16 protein-coding genes and 1 pseudogene are annotated in these 19,045 nt (G+C 55.4%); 6 read left to right on the plus strand and 11 right to left on the minus strand.

Translation table 11 applies throughout. From position 1 onward, the window contains the following. Positions 1-28: 28 nt before the first annotated feature. Positions 29-1,501: a polysaccharide biosynthesis tyrosine autokinase gene (locus KCX59_RS16925; RefSeq protein WP_434122667.1), complete on the plus strand. Its 1,473-nt coding sequence runs from the start codon at positions 29-31 to the stop codon at positions 1,499-1,501. A 281-nt stretch (positions 1,502-1,782) separates the two neighbouring features. On the opposite strand, the gene KCX59_RS16930 is transcribed toward KCX59_RS16925, so the two are convergent. The 7 genes from KCX59_RS16930 to KCX59_RS16960 all read right to left on the minus strand — a co-directional run bounded on the left by KCX59_RS16930 (position 1,783) and on the right by KCX59_RS16960 (position 8,454). Further along, a complete protein-coding gene (locus tag KCX59_RS16930) occupies positions 1,783-2,421 on the minus strand; it encodes a CatB-related O-acetyltransferase (RefSeq protein WP_179019487.1) in 639 nt (212 codons plus the stop codon). 9 nt (positions 2,422-2,430) lie between these two features. Further along, complete coding sequence (locus KCX59_RS16935; protein ID WP_434122496.1) at positions 2,431-3,699, minus strand: lipopolysaccharide biosynthesis protein; 1,269 nt, start codon at positions 3,697-3,699, stop codon at positions 2,431-2,433. Beyond that, the gene (locus tag KCX59_RS16940) at positions 3,696-4,670 is read right to left on the minus strand and encodes a Coenzyme F420 hydrogenase/dehydrogenase, beta subunit C-terminal domain (RefSeq protein WP_256871612.1); all 975 of its coding nucleotides are present in this window, start codon (positions 4,668-4,670) and stop codon (positions 3,696-3,698) included. Before KCX59_RS16940 ends, KCX59_RS16935 begins: the two co-directional genes overlap by 4 nt. Before the next feature lie 237 nt (positions 4,671-4,907). Next, positions 4,908-5,984 carry a polysaccharide pyruvyl transferase family protein gene (locus KCX59_RS16945; RefSeq protein ID WP_179019481.1) on the minus strand — a complete coding sequence of 359 codons (1,077 nt, stop codon included), beginning with the start codon at positions 5,982-5,984 and terminating at the stop codon, positions 4,908-4,910. After that, positions 5,984-7,354, minus strand: a complete 1,371-nt coding sequence (locus KCX59_RS16950) for an O-antigen ligase family protein (RefSeq protein ID WP_179019479.1) — start codon at positions 7,352-7,354, stop codon at positions 5,984-5,986. The genes KCX59_RS16945 and KCX59_RS16950 overlap by 1 nt, the downstream gene beginning before the upstream one ends. Continuing rightward, on the minus strand, positions 7,351-8,289 hold the full coding sequence (locus KCX59_RS16955; protein ID WP_179019477.1) for a glycosyltransferase family 2 protein: 939 nt from the start codon (positions 8,287-8,289) through the stop codon (positions 7,351-7,353). Before KCX59_RS16955 ends, KCX59_RS16950 begins: the two co-directional genes overlap by 4 nt. Then, complete coding sequence (locus KCX59_RS16960) at positions 8,290-8,454, minus strand: DapH/DapD/GlmU-related protein (protein WP_370629256.1); 165 nt, start codon at positions 8,452-8,454, stop codon at positions 8,290-8,292. Between KCX59_RS16960 and KCX59_RS16965 the strand changes: the two genes are divergently transcribed. Beyond that, a complete protein-coding gene (locus KCX59_RS16965; RefSeq protein WP_256871724.1) occupies positions 8,419-8,544 on the plus strand; it encodes a hypothetical protein in 126 nt (41 codons plus the stop codon). The genes KCX59_RS16960 and KCX59_RS16965 overlap by 36 nt on opposite strands. Positions 8,545-8,960: 416 nt before the next feature. On the opposite strand, the gene KCX59_RS16970 is transcribed toward KCX59_RS16965, so the two are convergent. Further along, a complete protein-coding gene (locus KCX59_RS16970) occupies positions 8,961-10,043 on the minus strand; it encodes a glycosyltransferase family 4 protein (protein ID WP_179019475.1) in 1,083 nt (360 codons plus the stop codon). Positions 10,044-10,247: 204 nt separating this feature from the next. After that, positions 10,248-11,411, minus strand: coding sequence for a glycosyltransferase (locus KCX59_RS16975; RefSeq protein ID WP_179019473.1), 1,164 nt, complete (start codon positions 11,409-11,411; stop codon positions 10,248-10,250). 396 nt (positions 11,412-11,807) lie between these two features. Between KCX59_RS16975 and KCX59_RS16980 the strand changes: the two genes are divergently transcribed. From KCX59_RS16980 to KCX59_RS16995, 4 genes are all read left to right on the plus strand, one after another. Next, positions 11,808-13,166: a sugar transferase gene (locus KCX59_RS16980; protein ID WP_434122498.1), complete on the plus strand. Its 1,359-nt coding sequence runs from the start codon at positions 11,808-11,810 to the stop codon at positions 13,164-13,166. A 124-nt stretch (positions 13,167-13,290) separates the two neighbouring features. Further along, entirely contained in the window at positions 13,291-15,042 is a 1,752-nt protein-coding gene (locus KCX59_RS16985) for a DUF4012 domain-containing protein (RefSeq protein WP_370629247.1), read from the plus strand. Positions 15,043-15,214: 172 nt separating this feature from the next. Next, positions 15,215-15,835 (plus strand): LPXTG cell wall anchor domain-containing protein, encoded by a 621-nt coding sequence (locus KCX59_RS16990; protein ID WP_179019467.1) that lies wholly within the window; start codon positions 15,215-15,217, stop codon positions 15,833-15,835. Between the two features lie 314 nt (positions 15,836-16,149). Then, on the plus strand, positions 16,150-16,545 hold the full coding sequence (locus KCX59_RS16995) for a VanZ family protein (protein ID WP_179019871.1): 396 nt from the start codon (positions 16,150-16,152) through the stop codon (positions 16,543-16,545). Between the two features lie 56 nt (positions 16,546-16,601). Here KCX59_RS16995 and KCX59_RS17000 read toward each other — a convergent pair. Both KCX59_RS17000 and KCX59_RS17005 read right to left on the minus strand, forming a co-directional pair. Then, positions 16,602-17,411 (minus strand): annotated as a pseudogene (locus KCX59_RS17000) (UTP--glucose-1-phosphate uridylyltransferase); the annotation flags it as partial. A 407-nt stretch (positions 17,412-17,818) separates the two neighbouring features. Beyond that, the gene (locus tag KCX59_RS17005; protein ID WP_434122501.1) at positions 17,819-18,490 is read right to left on the minus strand and encodes an alpha/beta fold hydrolase; all 672 of its coding nucleotides are present in this window, start codon (positions 18,488-18,490) and stop codon (positions 17,819-17,821) included. Positions 18,491-19,045 lie beyond the last annotated feature (555 nt).

Raw genomic sequence — 19,045 nt, forward strand, 5'->3', positions numbered from 1 at the left:
GAACACCAGTTTGGACCTACGTGACTACTTGCGCGTCCTGCGGCGCAATTGGATCCTAGTTGTCGCCATAACTTTGATTGGATTGCTTACGGGCGGAGCTGCTTCTGTTCTCGCAAAGCCCACATATACTGCGGATACGCAGCTATTTGTGGCTATACAAAGTTCAGGGTCGGTCTTGGAACTGCAGCAGGGGAACACTTTCAGCACGGCCCGAGTGCAGTCCTATGTCAAAACAGTCGGGTCCCCTGCTGTATTGCAGCCAGCAATCGACGATCTCGGTCTGGAGATGACGGCGGAAGAGCTAGCCTCTCGAGTGAAGGCCAGCTCCGAAATTAACACGGTGCTCATCGACATAGCTGTCGTTGACCAGTCTCCCGTACAAGCCGCAGCTATAGCTCAAGCCGTGGCAAACAGCCTGGTTCGGGCAGTCGATTCACTTGAACGGCCCAAGACTGGTGGCTCTTCCCCTGTTGGGTTATCAATCATCAAGCCAGCCAAGGCTCCAAGCGCACCCTCGGCACCGAACACGCGAATGAACTTACTGGCCGGGCTGGCAATTGGGTTGGCTATGGGAATTGCAGCTGCGATCTTGCGGTCCACACTGGATAACAGAATCCGCAATGAGAGCGACCTCAGACGCGTTACTGATGCACCCCTTCTCGGCGGAATTTCGTTCGATCAAGAGGCCTCTAAGAACCCGCTACTCACGCAGTCGGCGCCACAGAGTCCACGCTCGGAGTCCTTCCGCCAACTGAGGACTAACTTGCAGTTCGCCAACGTGTCAGGCCACGCACGCTCTGTCCTCATCACCTCCTCATTGCCGGGTGAAGGTAAGAGCACCACTGCCACCAACCTGTCCATAGCAATGGCTCAGGCCGGGCTTTCGGTTTGCCTAGTAGACGCGGACCTGCGGCGACCGATGGTAAATGAGTACTTGGGGCTCGACCGGAATGCAGGTCTAACCACAGCCCTTCTCGGTACTTCAGATGTTAATGACCTGCTTCAGCCGTGGGGCGACGATAATTTGTTCGTACTGACGTCTGGCCAAATTCCGCCGAACCCGAGTGAGCTGCTTGGTTCTGAGGAGATGAAGCATCTGATTACGCGGCTTGAACAAGCCTTCGATGCTGTGATTATCGACGCTCCCCCACTGCTGCCAGTCACGGATTCCGCAGTTCTTTCTCAGCATGTCGGCGGAGTCGTCGTCGTGGCGGGGTCACAAAAACTACGTTACCAAGACCTCGAGAAGGCCCTGGCTGCTCTTGCGATGGTCGGCTCCAACGTGCTCGGAGTAGTGCTTAACCGCATTCCGGCGAAAGGTCCCGACTCATATGCTTACTCGTACTACAGCCACGAGGACACGCACGTAAAAAATTCAGGCTCCTCATCAACTACAGGTCAAAAGACTCGCCGTCGTTCAACAGAAGGTGGCGCCGTAACCCCTTCTGGAGTTCGCCCTCCGACCCTCTTTCCCGGAGAACGGATCGGCGGACGACGGTAGTTGGTGGCTCTCTACGGAATACCGGAAGGCTCACAATAGTTATGGACCGCTAGGTCTCTTCCGACGTCACCCTTAGTCGCGTTTGGGGTTACAAAGCAGAATCAGATTCAGTGGTGGGTTCAACAAGTACGTTGGCCGGGGTTTCAGGACTTGAGTAAATCTAAGGCGAGTTCCCTGCGAGCCCAGAGTGACTCTACCGCTGGTGCTTGCGGGCAACACGAATCGTCATAAGGAGTCACGCCGAGCTTCTGTAGTCCCCGGAGCCGAGTTACTGTCTCACCTCACATCCGAGACGGTTTGTCGCTACCCAGCTCCGCTGCCAAAACGTCCGGGAGGATCTCTTCGGGCGGCCGCGTCCAAAATCCTGACTCACCCACCACATCCCGCTCATGCTCGCTCAAACGGGTTCCGATGGGGCGGGCGGGATTTCCGACAACGACACTAAAGTCCGGAACATCTTTTGTGACCACGGACCCCGCCCCCACCACAGCTCCGGTGCCTATCCTTCTGCAGCCGGGAAGGATAATAGCACCCGCGCCGATCCAAGCATCGTCCCCAATCTCACATTTAGTCCGGTCAACATCCCGGCTGGTTCCTACTAAGCCCAGCACCGGGTTGTAGAAATATGGATGAAGAGAAAGGCTATTCAACGGATGAGCGGCGCCGAACCTGCGCACGTTGGGGCCAATAGACACATAAGCTCCAATTTTCAGACCACGGTCAGACATTCCGGGCGCTAGAAGAGATCCGTAGCTATAGTTGCCCACGACAACGTCATGTCGGGCTTCCAAGTAGGCTCGCAGTGTCAGCGATGTCATCTGACCGCCCTCAAGGCGCAAGGCCAAGGCCAAGAGCAGGCGTCCGACTCTACCATTTCCCAGTCTGGGAGCGAACCGGTAAACAAAGGATGATTTCATCATGTGATGCTCCTAGGCCTTTCCAAAGAAAATTTGCACGGTCCGCTTCAGATCTCCGAACCTTGGAACCATTCGAGACCCGCTAATTCCCAGGCCGGATGCTGTGATAATTACGAGGATTAGATTCGCGATGATCACAACGCCTATCGCACCAGCCATCCCCCACGCTGGCAGGGCGAAGGGGAAACCCCCCGCGATTATCCCCAGAGACAACGCGTGCCCGAGAAACATGACTCGCCCCCTGCCCATAGCGTTGAGGATGCCTGCCTGAACCGAGGCAACAACCCCCAAAGCCACGACGGGAGCAAGCCAAAGCACTAGAACCGAGGCCTGCGAAAACTCGGCGCCGAATACCAAGTCCACAAACAGTGGCGCGAGGGCAGCAACAGCCAGACTAGACGCGATTCCAAGGATCCAGCTGGAACGTACTGCCTCCCCGATAAGGACGCGCTGGCCCCGCCTGACGGAGTTGGCGATGGAGCCAAAATAGCTAGCCGCAAGAGCTTGACTGAGCGACAAGGGCGCAGTCACGACCGAAGCAGCAACAGAATAGAAACCTACGGCAACTGAGCCTAAAAGGGGCAACATTAGGACTTGGTCCAATCGCCTGAGGCCGGCCTCAGTGATGGTACTGCCTGCGTACTCGCGGCTCTCGCACAGTACGTTTCTGAGAGGAAGACGACTTCCCACCCAACTGATCCTGGACCGGCGCCAAGCAAGTATGGTCGTCAAGACCGTCGAACATCCGAAAACGATCAAAACTGTAGCGGAAGAAACTACTCCGAAAGCCCAAACGGCGACCACTCCCACCACCATCACCAGCGGCTGAGTCAGAAAAACCACAATTACACCGAAGTAATCGGATCGCACTACAAATATGGAGACGTCCACCATCCACGAAACAGCGAGCGGGGAAGTCACAACGATTATGTCAGCAACCAGCAGGACATCGGGGTTGAAGCCGGAGAATAGCGTGAAGTGCAGAATCGCGGCGAGCAAAGTGGAAGGAATGAACATTAGAAGACACAGGAGGCGAGCCGTACGGACCACGCTGTCTTCTCGCCCCAGCGCGGCCAGACGGCGAACGCCCAAGTGAAGTCCGAACGATAGGAGCACGGGGGCCAAACCGAAAACAGCAATCGCCGTGGCCGTCTCGCCGCGCCCTTCCGGTCCCAAAAACCGCGCAACCAGCGGTACCGACACGAACGACAAGACGGTGGCGATTAGCCGGCCTATTGCCATGAGGCTTGGTGTGTTCCAACGGGAAAACTTGGAGCTCATTTGCCGCGAACGGTGCGCAGGAAGGTACCCGCCGCGGCGCGCGCGTTCTGCCGGAGGGATCTCGCGGACAGACCAAGCAACGCGAAGCCCCTATATATCGGTACTTGCCGCCCAGCTAAGAATCTTCCCGTTAGTCTGCCGATGATGGTTGTGCGCCTTATCCTTTGAAGAGGCTGGATCGACATCAGCGCGTCGATATTAGCCGGAGCCAGCCCTAGGACACCGGCGGCGACTGCCTCCTGCACAATTGCCAAGCCTCGCTCCGTGCGCGCGATCACGATGGAATTTCCTTCTGAGTCGCTAAAGGACGGGTAGCCTTTTGCGTCGGTTTCCCAATAGTCCCCCACAGCAATATCGGCGAACTCGCCAGTTCCATCGACGCAAACTTTGCACCGCCATTGAAGCTTGCGTCCTAGGTGTTTGCCCCAGGAGTCATCGTAGGAGACCTGGCTAACGTCACCGCTATTGTCCTCAAATTTGAAACTGCCTGGCCAACCATCTCCGCGGTAGCGGAGTGATCTAATACGGTCAGCCCGTCCACCCATCTTCTCTATCAGGCCGTCGGTAGCGAGCTGGCTGGGTGTGCCGGCACAAAAGAATGACAGCCTCACCGGCCCATCCTTACTGTCGGTACCATCTAACCGGGATACCGCGTAGGCTTCGCACGGCTTCCCCACGAATACGCTCTTGGCGTCGTCGCGATCGTACTGACTAGCATTGGCGACCGGTGCATACCGTGACCCTGACGCAGCCAAGGCCTCTTCCCTAGTTAAAATTCGGACGGGAACACTTCGGGAAGGTGCATCGCCCTGAGCACCGACACCAGCCACCTGGGTTGCCCGTTTTGTCTCAAGCAGCCAAACACTAAGTGCAGTCAATACGCCGCCACTGCTGCCCCTGAATCGAATCAAATCATCAGTGGCATATCCAGTCCAGACGCCGAAGTACTTGCCGAAGATAGGGTGCGACATAGGCGCGGTCAACCGGCGGGCGTCAACGCCTACCCCAGGGCAGATGCGTCTAAAATCACGGGCGAGTTGCTTGTCATCGCTGGCGAGAGGCGACGCAGTCACATCCGGCCTGAGGAAGCCCTCCTCTGTTAATCTGATGGAGATCGATGAAGAGAGTAACGCACACGCGCCGCAGCCGCTGCAACGGCCACTGTTGCTAACTCCAGAGACCGCTCGCTCTAACTTCGACCTAGGCACCTAAGCCCACCCCATCTTCAAGGTATTTACGACTGTTCCAAGTTTGTCCTCGGCTCTGCTATTAAGTTCAGCAATCTGCCGTCTCATATCCTTCGCGCCCAGATACCCGAGCGTCATTGAGGCAGGGTCGTCCGCTGTAGCCAGGTCCACGACCTGATTCCAACCGAGATCGTCAAGGAGCGGAGCGAACTTCCTCGAGTACGCCCAAGCAACGGCTGGAGTTCCAACGGAAAGGCCATTCAAGCACGCATGCATTCTTGAGCCAATTACTGCTTCAGCGGAAGCCAGTACCTCCCGGACATGGGTTAGATCCCTTGGCACGACATACTTCGCATCGGAGCCGTAGAGCTCTTCCAGTTGGGGAAATATCCGGCAATCATTGTCCGCGGATGGACTGTCGAGCACATGTGCCAAGAAAGACACATCACGCCCATCACGCATAAGTTGATCAACCAGAGTACGAACGGACTTCTGGTACGCGGATGGGTCTCCGTGGTTACTCGAATCCCACAATAGCCCCGAGACGTTCACTACCACCCCGGTTGGAACTTGTTTCGCAGGTCGATCAAGTGCAAAGACAACATCCGTCGCCGTTACAGTTACGGGTGCGCCAATGACGTTCGAGTACTCGGCGCTTTTGGAATCGCGCGCTACCGACATGACACTGGACCGAAGCATGGATCGTCCCATCCACTTCGCAGGCGCCGAGTCAAATGGTCCGATCGTCTGAGGTCCGATAATCAGGGGAACGCCGACCCGGCGGCACAGTCTATGAACCTGCTGCATTAGTGCGAGACGCTTCAAGCCGTAGATATCGCTGAAGCTGTCTCCTCCCCCAATATCCACAACGACGTCATAACGCTTGATGAAACTGGCGATTGGGCCACTACGGCCCAACAACTCCTTGGCGAGGTGACGTCCAGAAAGCCCAAACCCCTCATCATTTGCTGCATCCGCCAGACTGTGGACGGTTATCCCTGGAAACGCACGATCAAGGAGAACTTCCATTCCTTTAGCGAGAACCCTAACACCCAAGTTTGGCGACTCTTCATCCGCCCAAAGAACAAGTGCCTTCATTACTGTCGACCTCCAGATACTACTACTGAACTAAGTCTATTGTTGATTTCTGAATTCTTGGCTTCTTTACTGCGGCCGATAACCATGGCGAGCGATAGCCATGCATACTGAAACCAAAGAAAGTTCGTGAATGCGGCACAAATTGCTATAGCAACAAAGATAGCCAAACTCTCGGCACGCCGCTCAGAGAGACGCCATATAGAGATGAACAGACCGCAGAATAAGGCTAGACCGATAAAACCCGAGTCATAGACCAATGTAATCCACAACGAACCGAGATAGGCAGGACCCGTACCTGTTGAATCGATGGTGTGGTACTGCGAAAACGAGTTCGCACCTAAACCTGTCCACCAGGAATCCCAAGTACTCAGATCACTAAAAGCAAGCTCAAAATTGTCAATTCTGTAAGCACCAGTACCGCTATCGGACTCCAAAAGGTTGTCTAAGCGATACGTAATCTCTGAACCGAGTAGCCCCGCTGACGCAAGTGTCGAAAATACAAACGGAGCCGCAACTCCGATGACACCAATTGCACCAGCAACAATAACCGAACGAGTCGATCCCCGTCTAAGTACGTTCAATACAGCGAGTGCAATTATCGCGACGAGAGCCAACCACGCTGACCTGGTACCCGCAAACAGAACTCCTACCACAATTACTGCCGCAGCAAGTCGATCGAGCCGGTGCAGCGAACTACGCCAGACATACAGCACTCCGAGCCACACTACAGCTTGGCTAGCAAAAATATTGGGCTCAAAAGAGAAACCCTGCAAACGCCCACTCTGCTGACTTACTCCGAGTTCCGCGCCTAGCCCTAACACGCGTCCAAGATAACCCATCAAACTGACCAAAGTGACACCAGCGAAAACAAATGTACCCGCCTTCACTAACTTGGCTTTTTCGCCGCCAAGCGATGCAAATGGTAGAAGCCACACAATTCCGAGGGCATATTGAAAGACTATCCAGAGACTGGCAGTCGGCGAGGGACTGCCTAGAGAAATAATTGCAGACCAGAAGATAAAACCGAAAGCTAGGCAGATCAGAGGTAATCTGGATTTTCTAAGGGTTGCGGGAATACGGCGCATTCGCATGTGATAAAGCATGATCACAAAGACAACCAAGGTGAGATGCTCCGGACGAACCGAAAGGAAACCTAAATCAATAGAAAGTCCATTAAACGTCGCACCGGCGAACACAATACACCAACTGGCAACAAGCCCGGAGGTAGCTAAGAGGAGCACTCCGACAGCAAACAACACAAAGATCGGACCAGATGCTTCGCTAGGAAGGGAGATGAAAAGCACAAGGGAAACAAATATTCCGAGAAGACCCAGCACAAGTGTCCCGGTCGCTACCTTACCAGCGCTCATTTCGCTCGAAGCATCGCAGTACTGAACGCCCTGAACCTACGTGACTCATGCAACCACGCGAGCTTGTCCCCAGGGGTAACTGCCCGAAGTGCATAGTATGCAGCACGTGACAATAATCCGGCAGATACAACAAACTTCCATAAAGAACTGGCTGCTCTACTAGGACTCAAGTCGTCATTATAGAAATGCCACAGATTAACTATCCAATCCGCTTTCATCGACTTAGGTTCGGATGTCCCCGTGCCGGCAGCGTGGCTAATCTCTATGCCGGGTAATAGCCTGACCGTATAGCCTGCGGATACAACGCGGTGACAGAACTCAATGTCCTCGGCATACATGAACCAGCGCTCAGTAAGTCCACCCACAGCCAGCCAGAGATCCTTCGGAATGACTAGACAAGCGCCAGTCGCCCACTCGACGTTTCGGTCTGATTTTGCTTGATGAGGATAAAGATAGTGTCCCTCTAGGAAACGAGGACCAGCCAACCTAGCAAGTCCAGAGTAATGGAGAATCATGCGGCGAAGTTTTGGTTGCCGACCTGCCGAGACTACACTCAGCCTATGCTCAGGGTGAACGATCATCGGCGCGATTACAGCTCTGGGGCTTTCCGCGCTGGACTTCAAGAGTTGATTGAACGACTCAGCAGTGCCCACAGCATCCGGGTTTAGAAGGACAATGGTCGAACCCGCGCTGGCGGCTACACCAATATTCACGGCCTTAGCGAATCCATCATTATTTGGATTTCTGATAATTTTTGCAGTGGGAATCAGCTTGGCACATATGGTCAGCGTCTCGTCGTGGGAGTTATTATCGACAATTATCACTTCATGACCAGCCAACGCGAGGTCCACAAGCGGCGCTAGACAACCCGCGATAACGCTCTCACTGTTGTAAGTCACGATGATAAATGACCCGCGGCCAACTTGATGGTTCATTTATCGGACTCCAATCACTTTTGCGGGCACCCCGCCGACTATCGCGCCCTTGGGCACATCTTTCGTTACGACGGCTCCCGCTGCTACTACTGCACCGTCCCCGATAGATACACCTGCGAGGACGACGGCGTGAGCCCCAATCCATACATCCTGCCCAATTTCCACCGAGCTTCGGATGTGACCTTGCAGTCGAATTGGAGTATCTGGATCGTGGTACTGGTGATTCTCCGAGTAGATGGCTACGAAGGGTCCTAATAGCACGTCCCTGCCAATGCGGACACCTCCGCCACCGTGAATCACATTGAATGCGCCGACTGAACTTCCGCTTCCAATGGAGATTCCTTCCCCCAGGCTGCGGATAACGGCGCTACCTAGCAGTGAAGCATCTCGGTCAATAGTCACCCGGTCGCCAAGAGTCACACCACCGCGCGATATTGCATTGATAGTGACACCTTCTCCGATGCTGCACCCCCGGCCCACAACTAAGGCGCCCCGACCTAGGATTTTCGTGCGGGTACCAAGAAAAACCTTTGCCCGCATCCTGATCAAGCCTCGCAATGCCTGCGTTCCCTTACCCAGGGAAAATGACGCCAGATCCCGCGTTGAAAGATCTGGATCCAGCCCGTCACTGTCACGGAGACGCCGATAGATCACATCGAGCAGGCGACGCATCAGCCTTGCACTTCCATTTCTAGTGTCCTTCTTATATTTCGAACAACGGTGACCCAATTATACTTTCCGAGCGCACGTTCGATTCTAGGCTGATACTCATCCACTTCAACATGAGGGTCGATCGTAACCAGCTGATGCAATCCACTGGAGATACTCGTAATATCTTTTGGGTCGAAATAGACACTGGCGAGGTCAATTTCTTTGAAGACCTCAATATTACTCGCAGCTATCGGGATACCGAAGCTTGCCGCTTCTATGAGAGGCAAGCCAAATCCTTCATCCAAGCTCGGAAAAACGAAGCCTGCTGCCCCACGATATAGATCCCGCAGCTCGGCATCATCGATTCCGCTGAGAAAATAGACCGAGGAAGACTGCCGGTCGGTGACATCAGTCTTACCATTCGGCTCACCAACAATGACTAGGTCAAATTCGGCATGTACCGCAGGTGAAATCTCATATGCGTCTACTAGAGCCTGTAGGTTCTTCCTAATGTTGAGCCTGCCCACAGCAAGCAAATATGGCCTGGATCGACGACTGCTTGTCTTATTCATTTCTTTTGCATGGCTATTTGCCCATGACGGCAGGCCGAGGCCGACCGCCCGTGTTTTCCTGCGTGCACCAGGGAAGTACCGCCGGATTCTTCTCGATTCAGTTGCCGTTGATGTAAGTACCAAGTTAGCGGCACGAATGGAGAGCGTTGCCAAACCAAGATAGATACGCTCTTTTGCAGTGAACCATGTGGGATGCTCTTTGAATATTCCGTCGTGAAGGAACGTGGCCTTCGTTGCACGGTGTGGGACTAAAGGTGTGAAATTCTGGGTGACGACCGCTTCAACATCGCTAGGAAGGCGCATGGTCGTAACGGCTAAGCCGTGAATAGGTATGCGAGTGTCAAGCATACGTATATCGGAGTTTCTCACGAACTCCAGCTCTTCCACAGCTGAGCGATCCGACTGACGGACTAGCAGGAGAATTTCATCGTTAGGGAACTCATGGCACCAGCTTTGAACTATCTCCCGAACGACAGTTTTTCCGGAGGGTGGTCCTTTGACCAGCCAGTAGCCGTCGAATAGCAATTTCATAGTGTCTCCACGCTGTTCGTAGGTTAGAAGCAAACCCATATAAGATTTGACCGGCTCAGAGGAAGGGCCCTACGCACCCGCACACTTACATTGATGCATCGATTCGGTCGATTGCCCATAGTGGCGCTGTTTCATGAGCCCCTCCAGGACCTTACCCGACTGTCACACCCGTAGGACTTTGGTATTTAATCCGCAGCCAGCGGTTTATCGGTTAATGCGTGTACTTACTTCCCGTGCAAGATCAGTCTGTGCTGACCCCAACTGCGCCATGAGAGCCTGCTCGTAGCCTTCGCATACACCTGCCCAGGAGTATGAAGACTTTGCTCTTTCGACGATATCGGTGACGTTGACAGACTGCGCGCGTTGCATCGCTGCATCCAACTCAGTGACGATTTCGTTCGCACTAGGCGACACGAAGGTCCCTGTAGCAGCCAATACCTCTCGGTTATAGACAGTGTCCCTAGCAACAGTTGGGGCGCCGCAAGCCATTGCCTGGACGAGGGCTGGATTGGTTCCGCCTACACTGTGCCCGTGGAAATAGACACCCGCGTGCTGCCACAGCGAGTGCAGCCTGCGGTCGTCACTGAGATGCCCCAACCAATGAACACGGTCATGATCGGCGGACAATTTGGCTGCTCGCGCATCTAGATCACCGCCGTATCCGGATGATCCGACGATTACAACGGGATACTTCTGGGCTAACTGCTCGGCCGCCTCAAAGAACTCGGCGATCGTATTCTCCGGTACGAAGCGAGCGACGGCCAGTATGTAGCCCCTATGGGTCAGCCCCTCTTCAACGGGCAAGTCGTCCGGGACGTCTCCACCGTAAGGCACGAACCGGGAGTTCCGTCGGAAATCTTGTTCCCAGCGCGTAGAGATGGCACGCGCATCAGCTATGAGTTCGGTCGCGCTAAGGGCAGTAATCTTGGCACCCAAGCGGAAAACAAACTTTGCGAGACGGCCCCATTTAGCGCGTTCCCACTCGATCCCGTCGACGTTTACAACCGTCGGAATGCCTCTGAGCTTCAGCAGCGGTAGCCAGAACCCATTGGCAACGTTCATGACCAAGGCAACGTCCGGCTTAGAGCGCAGTGCGTGCAATACGGACGTGAGGCCAAATGACAGCGTGCTGAAGGACGACGTTTCCAGTCCATGCGTTTCCACGGTCTTGACACGTAAGTCTCTCGTTGGGTCCTCTGATTTGGTGGCTCCCGGCCGCCCGTAGACGGTGACATCCCACCCATTCGCAGCCAAATGCGGCGCTATCCTTCGGACAGCTGTCTCAAACCCACCGTAGTAGCTCGGGTAACCACGTGTGCCGATGATTGCGACCGAACGCCGGCCGGACAATCCAGTTTCTTGCTCCATTTTCCCCACTTTCAAATGGCTTCCTTCACGAGAACTGAATCCGGTGAGCCAGACATAGGCCGTCGAGGGCCCGACAATCAAGTTCAATCATACGATTACGCCGAACCCGCCTTTGTCATGTGACGCAAGCAGCTTGAGTGGACATCTAGAACGTGCTGGTACCGTCGGCGAGCAGTCACTCCTGCGTCGGTGCGGCGAGCTTTCTGACCAAGAACGCGACACAGGCTGTCGCAGAATTGCAATGGGCAGTCACGACGCCTGTATTCTATCGGCGGGGGCTTCCCAAGCGACTACAAGCACAGGGCATAGGGACGAAAATTGGGGACCGGAGCTGGTTGGCGGCCGCGGACATCGCGGCTTCTCAAGTTTGTTGACGCATTTGTCATCGTCTGGGCCGTGGCAGGGGCGTATGTCATCCGCTTTGGCCTTGAGCCCGATTTTCTTCTTACTGGTCAAGAGCCCAACTATTTCTGGCTTTCTGTTGCGTTAGCAGTTTCCTGGTGGGTCATGCTGGGCGCTTGGAACAGTCGACAAAGCCGAATCCTCGGCGCGGGCCCTGACGAATACAAACGAGTTGCCGCTGCCTCGCTATGGCTTTTCGGACTCATCGCAATTTTTTCTTACGTCTTCAGGTTTGAAACTGCGCGAGGATACGTCGGTGTTGCACTTCCGGTTGGCCTTATCGGTCTGCTACTTGCACGCTGGCTCCTTAGGCAACACTTGAGTCTGGCCCGCCAAAAAGGCCATAGCATGTCAAGGCTCCTGCTTCTAGGCGGTCCCGGCGCGGTTGCGCACCTCGCTGCGTCCCTACACGGTGCGAAGCACGCGGGCTACCTCCCGGTCGCAGCCTTCACTCCAGGAGAACAGACACTGGCATCTGTCGAAGCAGACTCCCGCTTACCTATATTGGGAAACGGAACAGACACCAAGGCCGTGCTTAGGGCCATAGACGAATGCCAAGCGGATGCCGTTGCTGTTTCAGCCGGGGTTCGTCTCCACCCGCAGACCATCCGACACCTTGGGTGGGAATTGGCGGCGCGCAACGTGGGCCTGATAATGGCTCCGGCTCTTACAGATATCGCTGGCCCCCGGATCCACACTCAGCAAGTCGCGGGTCTCCCATTGATTCACGTAACGACGCCCACACTTGAAGGTGGCCAAAGAGTAGCGAAACGCTTGTTCGATGTCATCGTTGCAGGCCTGATAATCGTCCTATCTTCCCCTCTGATGCTGATAATTGCTGCTCTGGTAAGAATCGATAGCAAGGGTCCTATTCTTTTCAAGCAAGACCGCGTGGGGATGGAAGGCAAGCATTTTCAAATGCTTAAGTTCCGTTCTATGGTGGTTGATGCAGAAGCCCGTCTATCTCAGCTGCAGGATCAGAATGAAGGTGAAGGCCTGCTTTTCAAAATCAAGAATGATCCACGAATTACTCGGGTCGGCGGTGTCTTGCGAAAGTACAGTCTCGACGAGCTTCCCCAGCTGTTTAATATCGTGGGCGGATCCATGAGTCTCGTGGGCCCCAGGCCTCCGCTGCCAAGTGAAGTAGAGGCGTACGAGCACGATGTTCGCCGCCGCTTGCTGGTCAAACCCGGGTTAACAGGACTATGGCAGGTCAGCGGACGCTCAAACCTATCTTGGCAAGACTCAGTTCGACTGGATCTCTACTACGTCGAAAACTGGTCGCTGGCCGGCGACCTCGTGATCATATTGCGAACTGCCAGAGCTGTCTTTACCAGCACGGGCGCTTACTAACTCGAAGCATTACTCATAGCGAAAAAGAGGTTGCGGCGGAATGTCCCCCAAACCCGGCACGAAATCCGTTTCGTCGGCACGAAGAATCAGACGTCGCATTATTCTCGCTGGAATTTGGACGGCAGTGACCGTCATCGCACTTGCGGGTGCCGCAGCATGGATTGGTGGTCGAGCAGCCACCATCAAGTCAGAGTTGCAACAATCTACAGCTCTGCTCCCTGCTCTCAAGTCGCAAATTTCAGCTAACGATGCTGATGCTGCAGCGCTCACGGTCGATTCGCTGGTACGACACACAGCTTCTGCTCGAGACGCTGCCAATGACCCCCTTTGGAAGGCTGCGGCAGCATTGCCGTGGTTGGGACCCAATCTTCAAGCCGCAAGTGAGGTGGCTATTTCCGCCGATGACGTGGCGCGCCTCGGTGCAATACCTCTAGTCAAGGCTTACAAGTCTCTCAATTGGACTGCACTTGCACCCACGCCAACCGGCATTGACCTCGAACCGGTTAGGGCAGCGGCACCGCAAGTTCAGGCAGCGACGCACGCCATACGCGAGTCATCGCAGCGCTTGAACGAGATAAATACAAAAGAACTCTTGCCTCAGATCTCGGATCCGCTCATTCAGGCGCGAGATGAACTGGCATCGCTTAGTGACGACCTCGAATCAGCGGCCGATGTAACCAGGTTGGCGCCGGCGATGCTGGGCGCCAACGAAACCCGGCGATATCTTCTGATGGTGCAGAACAACTCTGAGTCCCGGGCGACGGGCGGCATACCAGGAGCACTCGCTGTGCTGAGCTTGGACAAAGGCAAGCTGGCCCTGGAGTCTCAAACCAGCGCAGGAGCAATGGGCACCTTTGATCCTCCTGTGCCCATCGACGCTGAGCAGCAGGCCATATTCTCAAAACGCGTCGGGAAATTCATGCAGGACGTTAACCTGACCCCAGACTTCCCGACAACCGCAAGCACCGCGCAGCAGATGTGGGAAAAGAAGACCGGCGAACGTCTAGATGGCGTTCTGTCCCTTGATCCTGTTGCCCTCGGTTTCCTGCTTGAGGCCACCGGGCCGATTCAAATCACATCCCCGGAGATACGGGTAATCGGCGCTGGCCTCCCCGCAACGCTGACTAGCGAGAATGTGGTGAAAACTCTGCTGTCTGACGCCTATGCAGCAATCGACTCCCCCGACCTCCAGGACCTCTACTTCGCAGGAGCAGCCAAGGAGATCTTCGGAGCGCTATCTTCGGGAAAGGTTGACTCCAAAAAGCTCCTGGAAGGGTTATCAAAAGGGGTCAAGGAGCATCGCATCCTCCTATGGTCTGACTCTACCGACGAACGCGCCACTATTGGACGGTATCCCCTAGGCGGGATGGTCTCTGGAACCGCTATCTCCCCAGCGCAGTTCGGCGTTTACTTCAACGACGGAACTGGCGCCAAAATGGACTACTGGGTGAAGCGATCCGTCCGAGTCGTGAAGGACTGCACCCGAGATGGCTACAGAGAAGTTGCTGTGAGAGTCACAAGCACCAACACGGCACCATTAGACGCCGCTTCATCGCTGCCGGCATACGTCACGGGAAACGGCGCATTTGGGGTACCGCCGGGCACAGTTCAGACGAATGTTGTGGCATATGGACCTGTGCAGTCCAATATTGACACTGTTGTAAAGGACGGAGAAAAGATCCCGTTTGCAGCTCAACGCCACAGCCAACGGGCCGTCGGGACCTCCACCATACGGCTAGCACCCGGAGAAAGTGCGTGGCTAGAGTTCAATTTTGGTCACATTGTTCAGCATGCGGCTCCTGAATTGTCCGTCACGCCCACAACTCAGCACGTCAACGATGTGATCCTGGCGGCACAGCCGGCGTCCTGTGAATAGGGAAAGACGTACACGTTAATCCTTTGTAACGGCTCTGGATTTTCTTTGCGGCTTGCAACCATTGAATGGTAAGTTCTATCTGGGCAGCACATGAGATTTCTCTTACGGTCTCGTAGGGTCTCGGAAATCTCCACACACCACGTCGTACCAAAAGGTCTCAGGGGGGACACACATGAGGAAATCTCTTGCAGCACTTACGCTTGCAGGTTCCATTGCACTTGTCGGCGCAGTACCAGCCGTCGCCAACAACGCCAACTACCCGGCACCGAACACCAGCGTCGCCGTTTCGGATGCTGCTGTAGCACCGGGCGAAGCTTTTGTCTTCAGTGGCACTGGCTTCACTCCGGGTGAAGGAATCACCATCACGGTAACTCCGACGGGAACGCCTGCCGCCAGCGGCGGAAGCGTTTCTGCTGGTAGCCTTTCCGTTTCTGCACGTATTCCGCTGGCACCGTCCACAGTGGGCGCCGTCGCTGATGGAAACGGCGCCTTCGCTACTTCGATCGTTATCAATGAGCCGGGTACATACGCCCTCACCGCCACCGGCAACTCCTCCGGCGTAACCGTCGGACCCGTAACGGTAGTCGTTGGCGGCGCGGCACTCTCCAACACCGGCGGCAACGCCGGCACGGGTACCGGACTAGCAAACACCGGCGGTGTGCCGCTGGCCAACACCGGTGCTGACTCCAGCCTCATCTTGTGGTCCCTCGTGGGCGCAGGCGCACTGGCAGCTGGCACGGCATCCGTCGTGGTAGCTCGCCGTCGTGCAAAGGGCACCGAGGTTTCTGCCTAACAGGCCTGAACCGCATGAGGGTGGTTTGCCAACAAGATTCTTGTCGGCAAACCACCCTCATTTTTTGGTTTCCTTTCCCTACGGAAGACGGCTGTGGTATCCATAGGAACCATGGGGCGACATTGGAGAAGGCGACGGTGGCATATCGATCTGCGCGTCCCCAGGGTGCGAAGACGCCAGTTGCCTCAGGAATTCCCGCGTTACGCCCTGCTAGGGCTACTAGCTGTAACGGCCATTAGCATCAGTGCTTGGGCTCTTATTCGAACTTCTTGAGGGCGCGCTTGAAAAACCCACTCCCTTGGCGAATAGCCCTGATGGTGTATTTGGCAGGACTGGCGTTAGTCGGTTTCTGGCCCACACCGGTGGACAAACCAATTCTGGGCACGCTTACAACAGTCCTAAAGTATCTCCACGGGCTCGGTGTACCGGACTGGTTTGACTATTGGTTTGTTGAGGCTTCAGCCAACGTGGCAATGTTCATTCCACTCGGCATTTTGGCTGCTACGGCCCTTCCCACCAAGCCATGGTGGCAACTAGCGACTATCGGATTGCTGGCCTCGCTCTGCTTGGAGTTCGGGCAGCTGCTATTTATCTCTGCTCGCTTTTCAAGTCTCGGGGACATAGTCACAAATACCTGTGGTGCTGTCACTGGGATCGTCTGTGCACGCTTGTTTGCTCGGACCGGACGAGTGAAGTTGGCAGAAGTATAGGCCTTTACGGGCACAGGAAATGCTTCCGGGGCATCGCCGTTTCTAGGCGATGAGACCCTTCTCCAGCTCGCCAGATCTCCGCCGAATTCGGCCCGTTCGGAGGCCAAGGTGATAACGGCCTTGAGGTAACTGAGCTTGTCACCAGTGTCATAGCGCCGACTGCGGGAGACCACACCGTAGACGCCAATCCCCTCGCCCTCGGCGGCAGCCAGCGTTTGCAGCGCGCCGGTCAGCTGGATTTCTCCGCCACGGCCAAGTTAGACGGCGCGTCCTCAACCCTCGGCTTTTCAACCAAGCTGTTGACGCGAACAAAGCCCTCGCCGTGGATTGCCGATATGCCAGCACAGCCATAAGCACTCATTCGGGTAGGCTCAAACCCAAAGACGGCTACCACGGAACCACCTGGTTTAGCTTGAACGTCCATCAGTGTCGTCAGCAGCTCATCTCGCTCATCAAAGAGGCCATCCCCCAAAAGGGCCGCGAAAGGCTGGTCGCCTACCTGCTGGAGGCCGCAGACATTGCATGCCCCAAGCCTTTGGGCTCCCCCTGCGGACATAGTGAATAGGTCCGAGTTCCGAGGCGTACTGGACGCGCCCAACGCGCTATGTACCCCCTTTGCCTCCAGTGTCTGCTCGAGATCGGGTGCGCGGTCGAAGTGGTCTTCCATACGCTCTCTGGCTCCGTCCTGTAATCATAAGGACATCGGTGAGACCAGCGTTGACCGCTTCCGCGACCACATACTGGATTGCCGGTGTATCAATGACCGGCAGCATCCCTTTGGGCATAGCCTTAGTCGCAGGCAGGAAGCGGGTTCCCAAGCCCGCAGCAGGAATGACAGCTTTTCCCACAGTGCTCCCCCCATTCAGTCATAAACAAACCATATAAATTGCTGATGAATTACGAAACTAGCTGCAAAGCCGCGACCACTTCATGAGCTGCCTTAGCGCAGGGCTCAGGCTGCCCGCATCAAGCCCTTGCCCAAGTTCGATGCGGGCAGCCTCGCCCCTGAAAAATACGCTGCGACCGAAGTCATGACTCAGCTGCGGTACGTTGGCGGACAGCAAGGCTGTAACACCTGAATAATGTTACTGTGCTAACTGCACTTACATTGGGGGAAATATGCCGCGATACATAATTAATGAGGGTCTCGACACCGAAGAAATCATCGTGGCCGCAAGTGCTGCAGAGGGCAATATTCAGTGGTGGTTCTACGATGCCGGAAGACGCGCGCAGGAGACGCGATTGAAGGGGCACGTGCTGACAATCCGAGAGGTTATGCACCCTTAGTGAACTCCTTAAGGAACGACTTCACGTCCGCCGCCAGACGGTCCGGGCACTCCCAGAGCACCAGATGACCCGTCAGCTCGTAGATGTTCAACCGTGCACCGTGAATCCGCTCCCGGAGTGTCTCTTGGTGTTGTCGCGGCACCAAATGATCGTGGGCTCCCCAGACGATGAGCGTTGGAACTGAAATGGTGCCCGCTTCTGTGGGCGGAACGGCCTCGTAGAAGCCCCGCAGTGAAGCTTTCCAGATAGCCGCTGACATGGCGAGACCATCCCGCACACGGTCTTCGATGTAGGAGGTCGGCACGGCGTGCAGCAACCTGTACCAAGACAATGACTCGCGGACCCAGTTCTCGGATATCGGATCGCTCAACGAGTCCACTTCGTTCGCAAACGGAGGTTTTCCGCGCAGACTGAGCGGGGCGCCGACAAGGATCAGCGACGTCACTAATTGCGCATGCGTCAGCGCCAGTTGCTGCGCTAAATATCCCCCACTAGACGAGCCCAGAACATGTGCTCGCGTGATACCCAAAGCTTCCAGTAAAGCAACTACATCCTCAACAACGTCATCCAGCGAGTATCCGGTCTCGGGCTTGTCCGCCCCACCCTGTCCGCGCAAATCAGGTGCTACGAGGACATGTGACGGAAGTGAGGCGATCAACCGATCAAAGCTTCCCCCAGATTCACTCCAGGCGTGCAATAGCAACAGTGGCACGCCGCCGTCGTCCGTTTGATCAAGTTGTCCCTGAATGAAACAGGGCACGCTAATTCCTGTGCGCAAGGCGACAGCCCTGACTTCGGACCTCATAGGCCAACGGTACGCCCGCGAAGCCTCCCTTACGAGGCCTCTGAGCCATTACCTCTGGAATTTGTAGGGCTTTCGTTCATGAAACATACTGGGATCTTCAAAAGTAGCCTTAGGATAATGCAGGCGGCACGCCTCACTTCAAATGTTGCCCAAACAGAGGCGTGCCGCTGCACCACCAACCCCTGGATGCACTTGTGCAGACCCAAAATCACCGCACCAGAATTAGCAATGTTGCTCTTTGAAGGGACCGAATCCTCTTGCCGTATGTTGACATCAACCCGCACAAAACGGGACCCAAATGGCCCGCTTATGTGGGGCTTGCAATACTTCTCGTCGCAACCATTGCAATCGTTACTCTTGCCCTAACAACCCATTAGACCCGCCCGCCCCGCACTCCGTGAACCCGTC

Origin of the sequence: Paenarthrobacter nitroguajacolicus (genome assembly GCF_051027655.1) — a bacterium.
Taxonomy (GTDB): domain Bacteria; phylum Actinomycetota; class Actinomycetes; order Actinomycetales; family Micrococcaceae; genus Arthrobacter; species Arthrobacter nitroguajacolicus.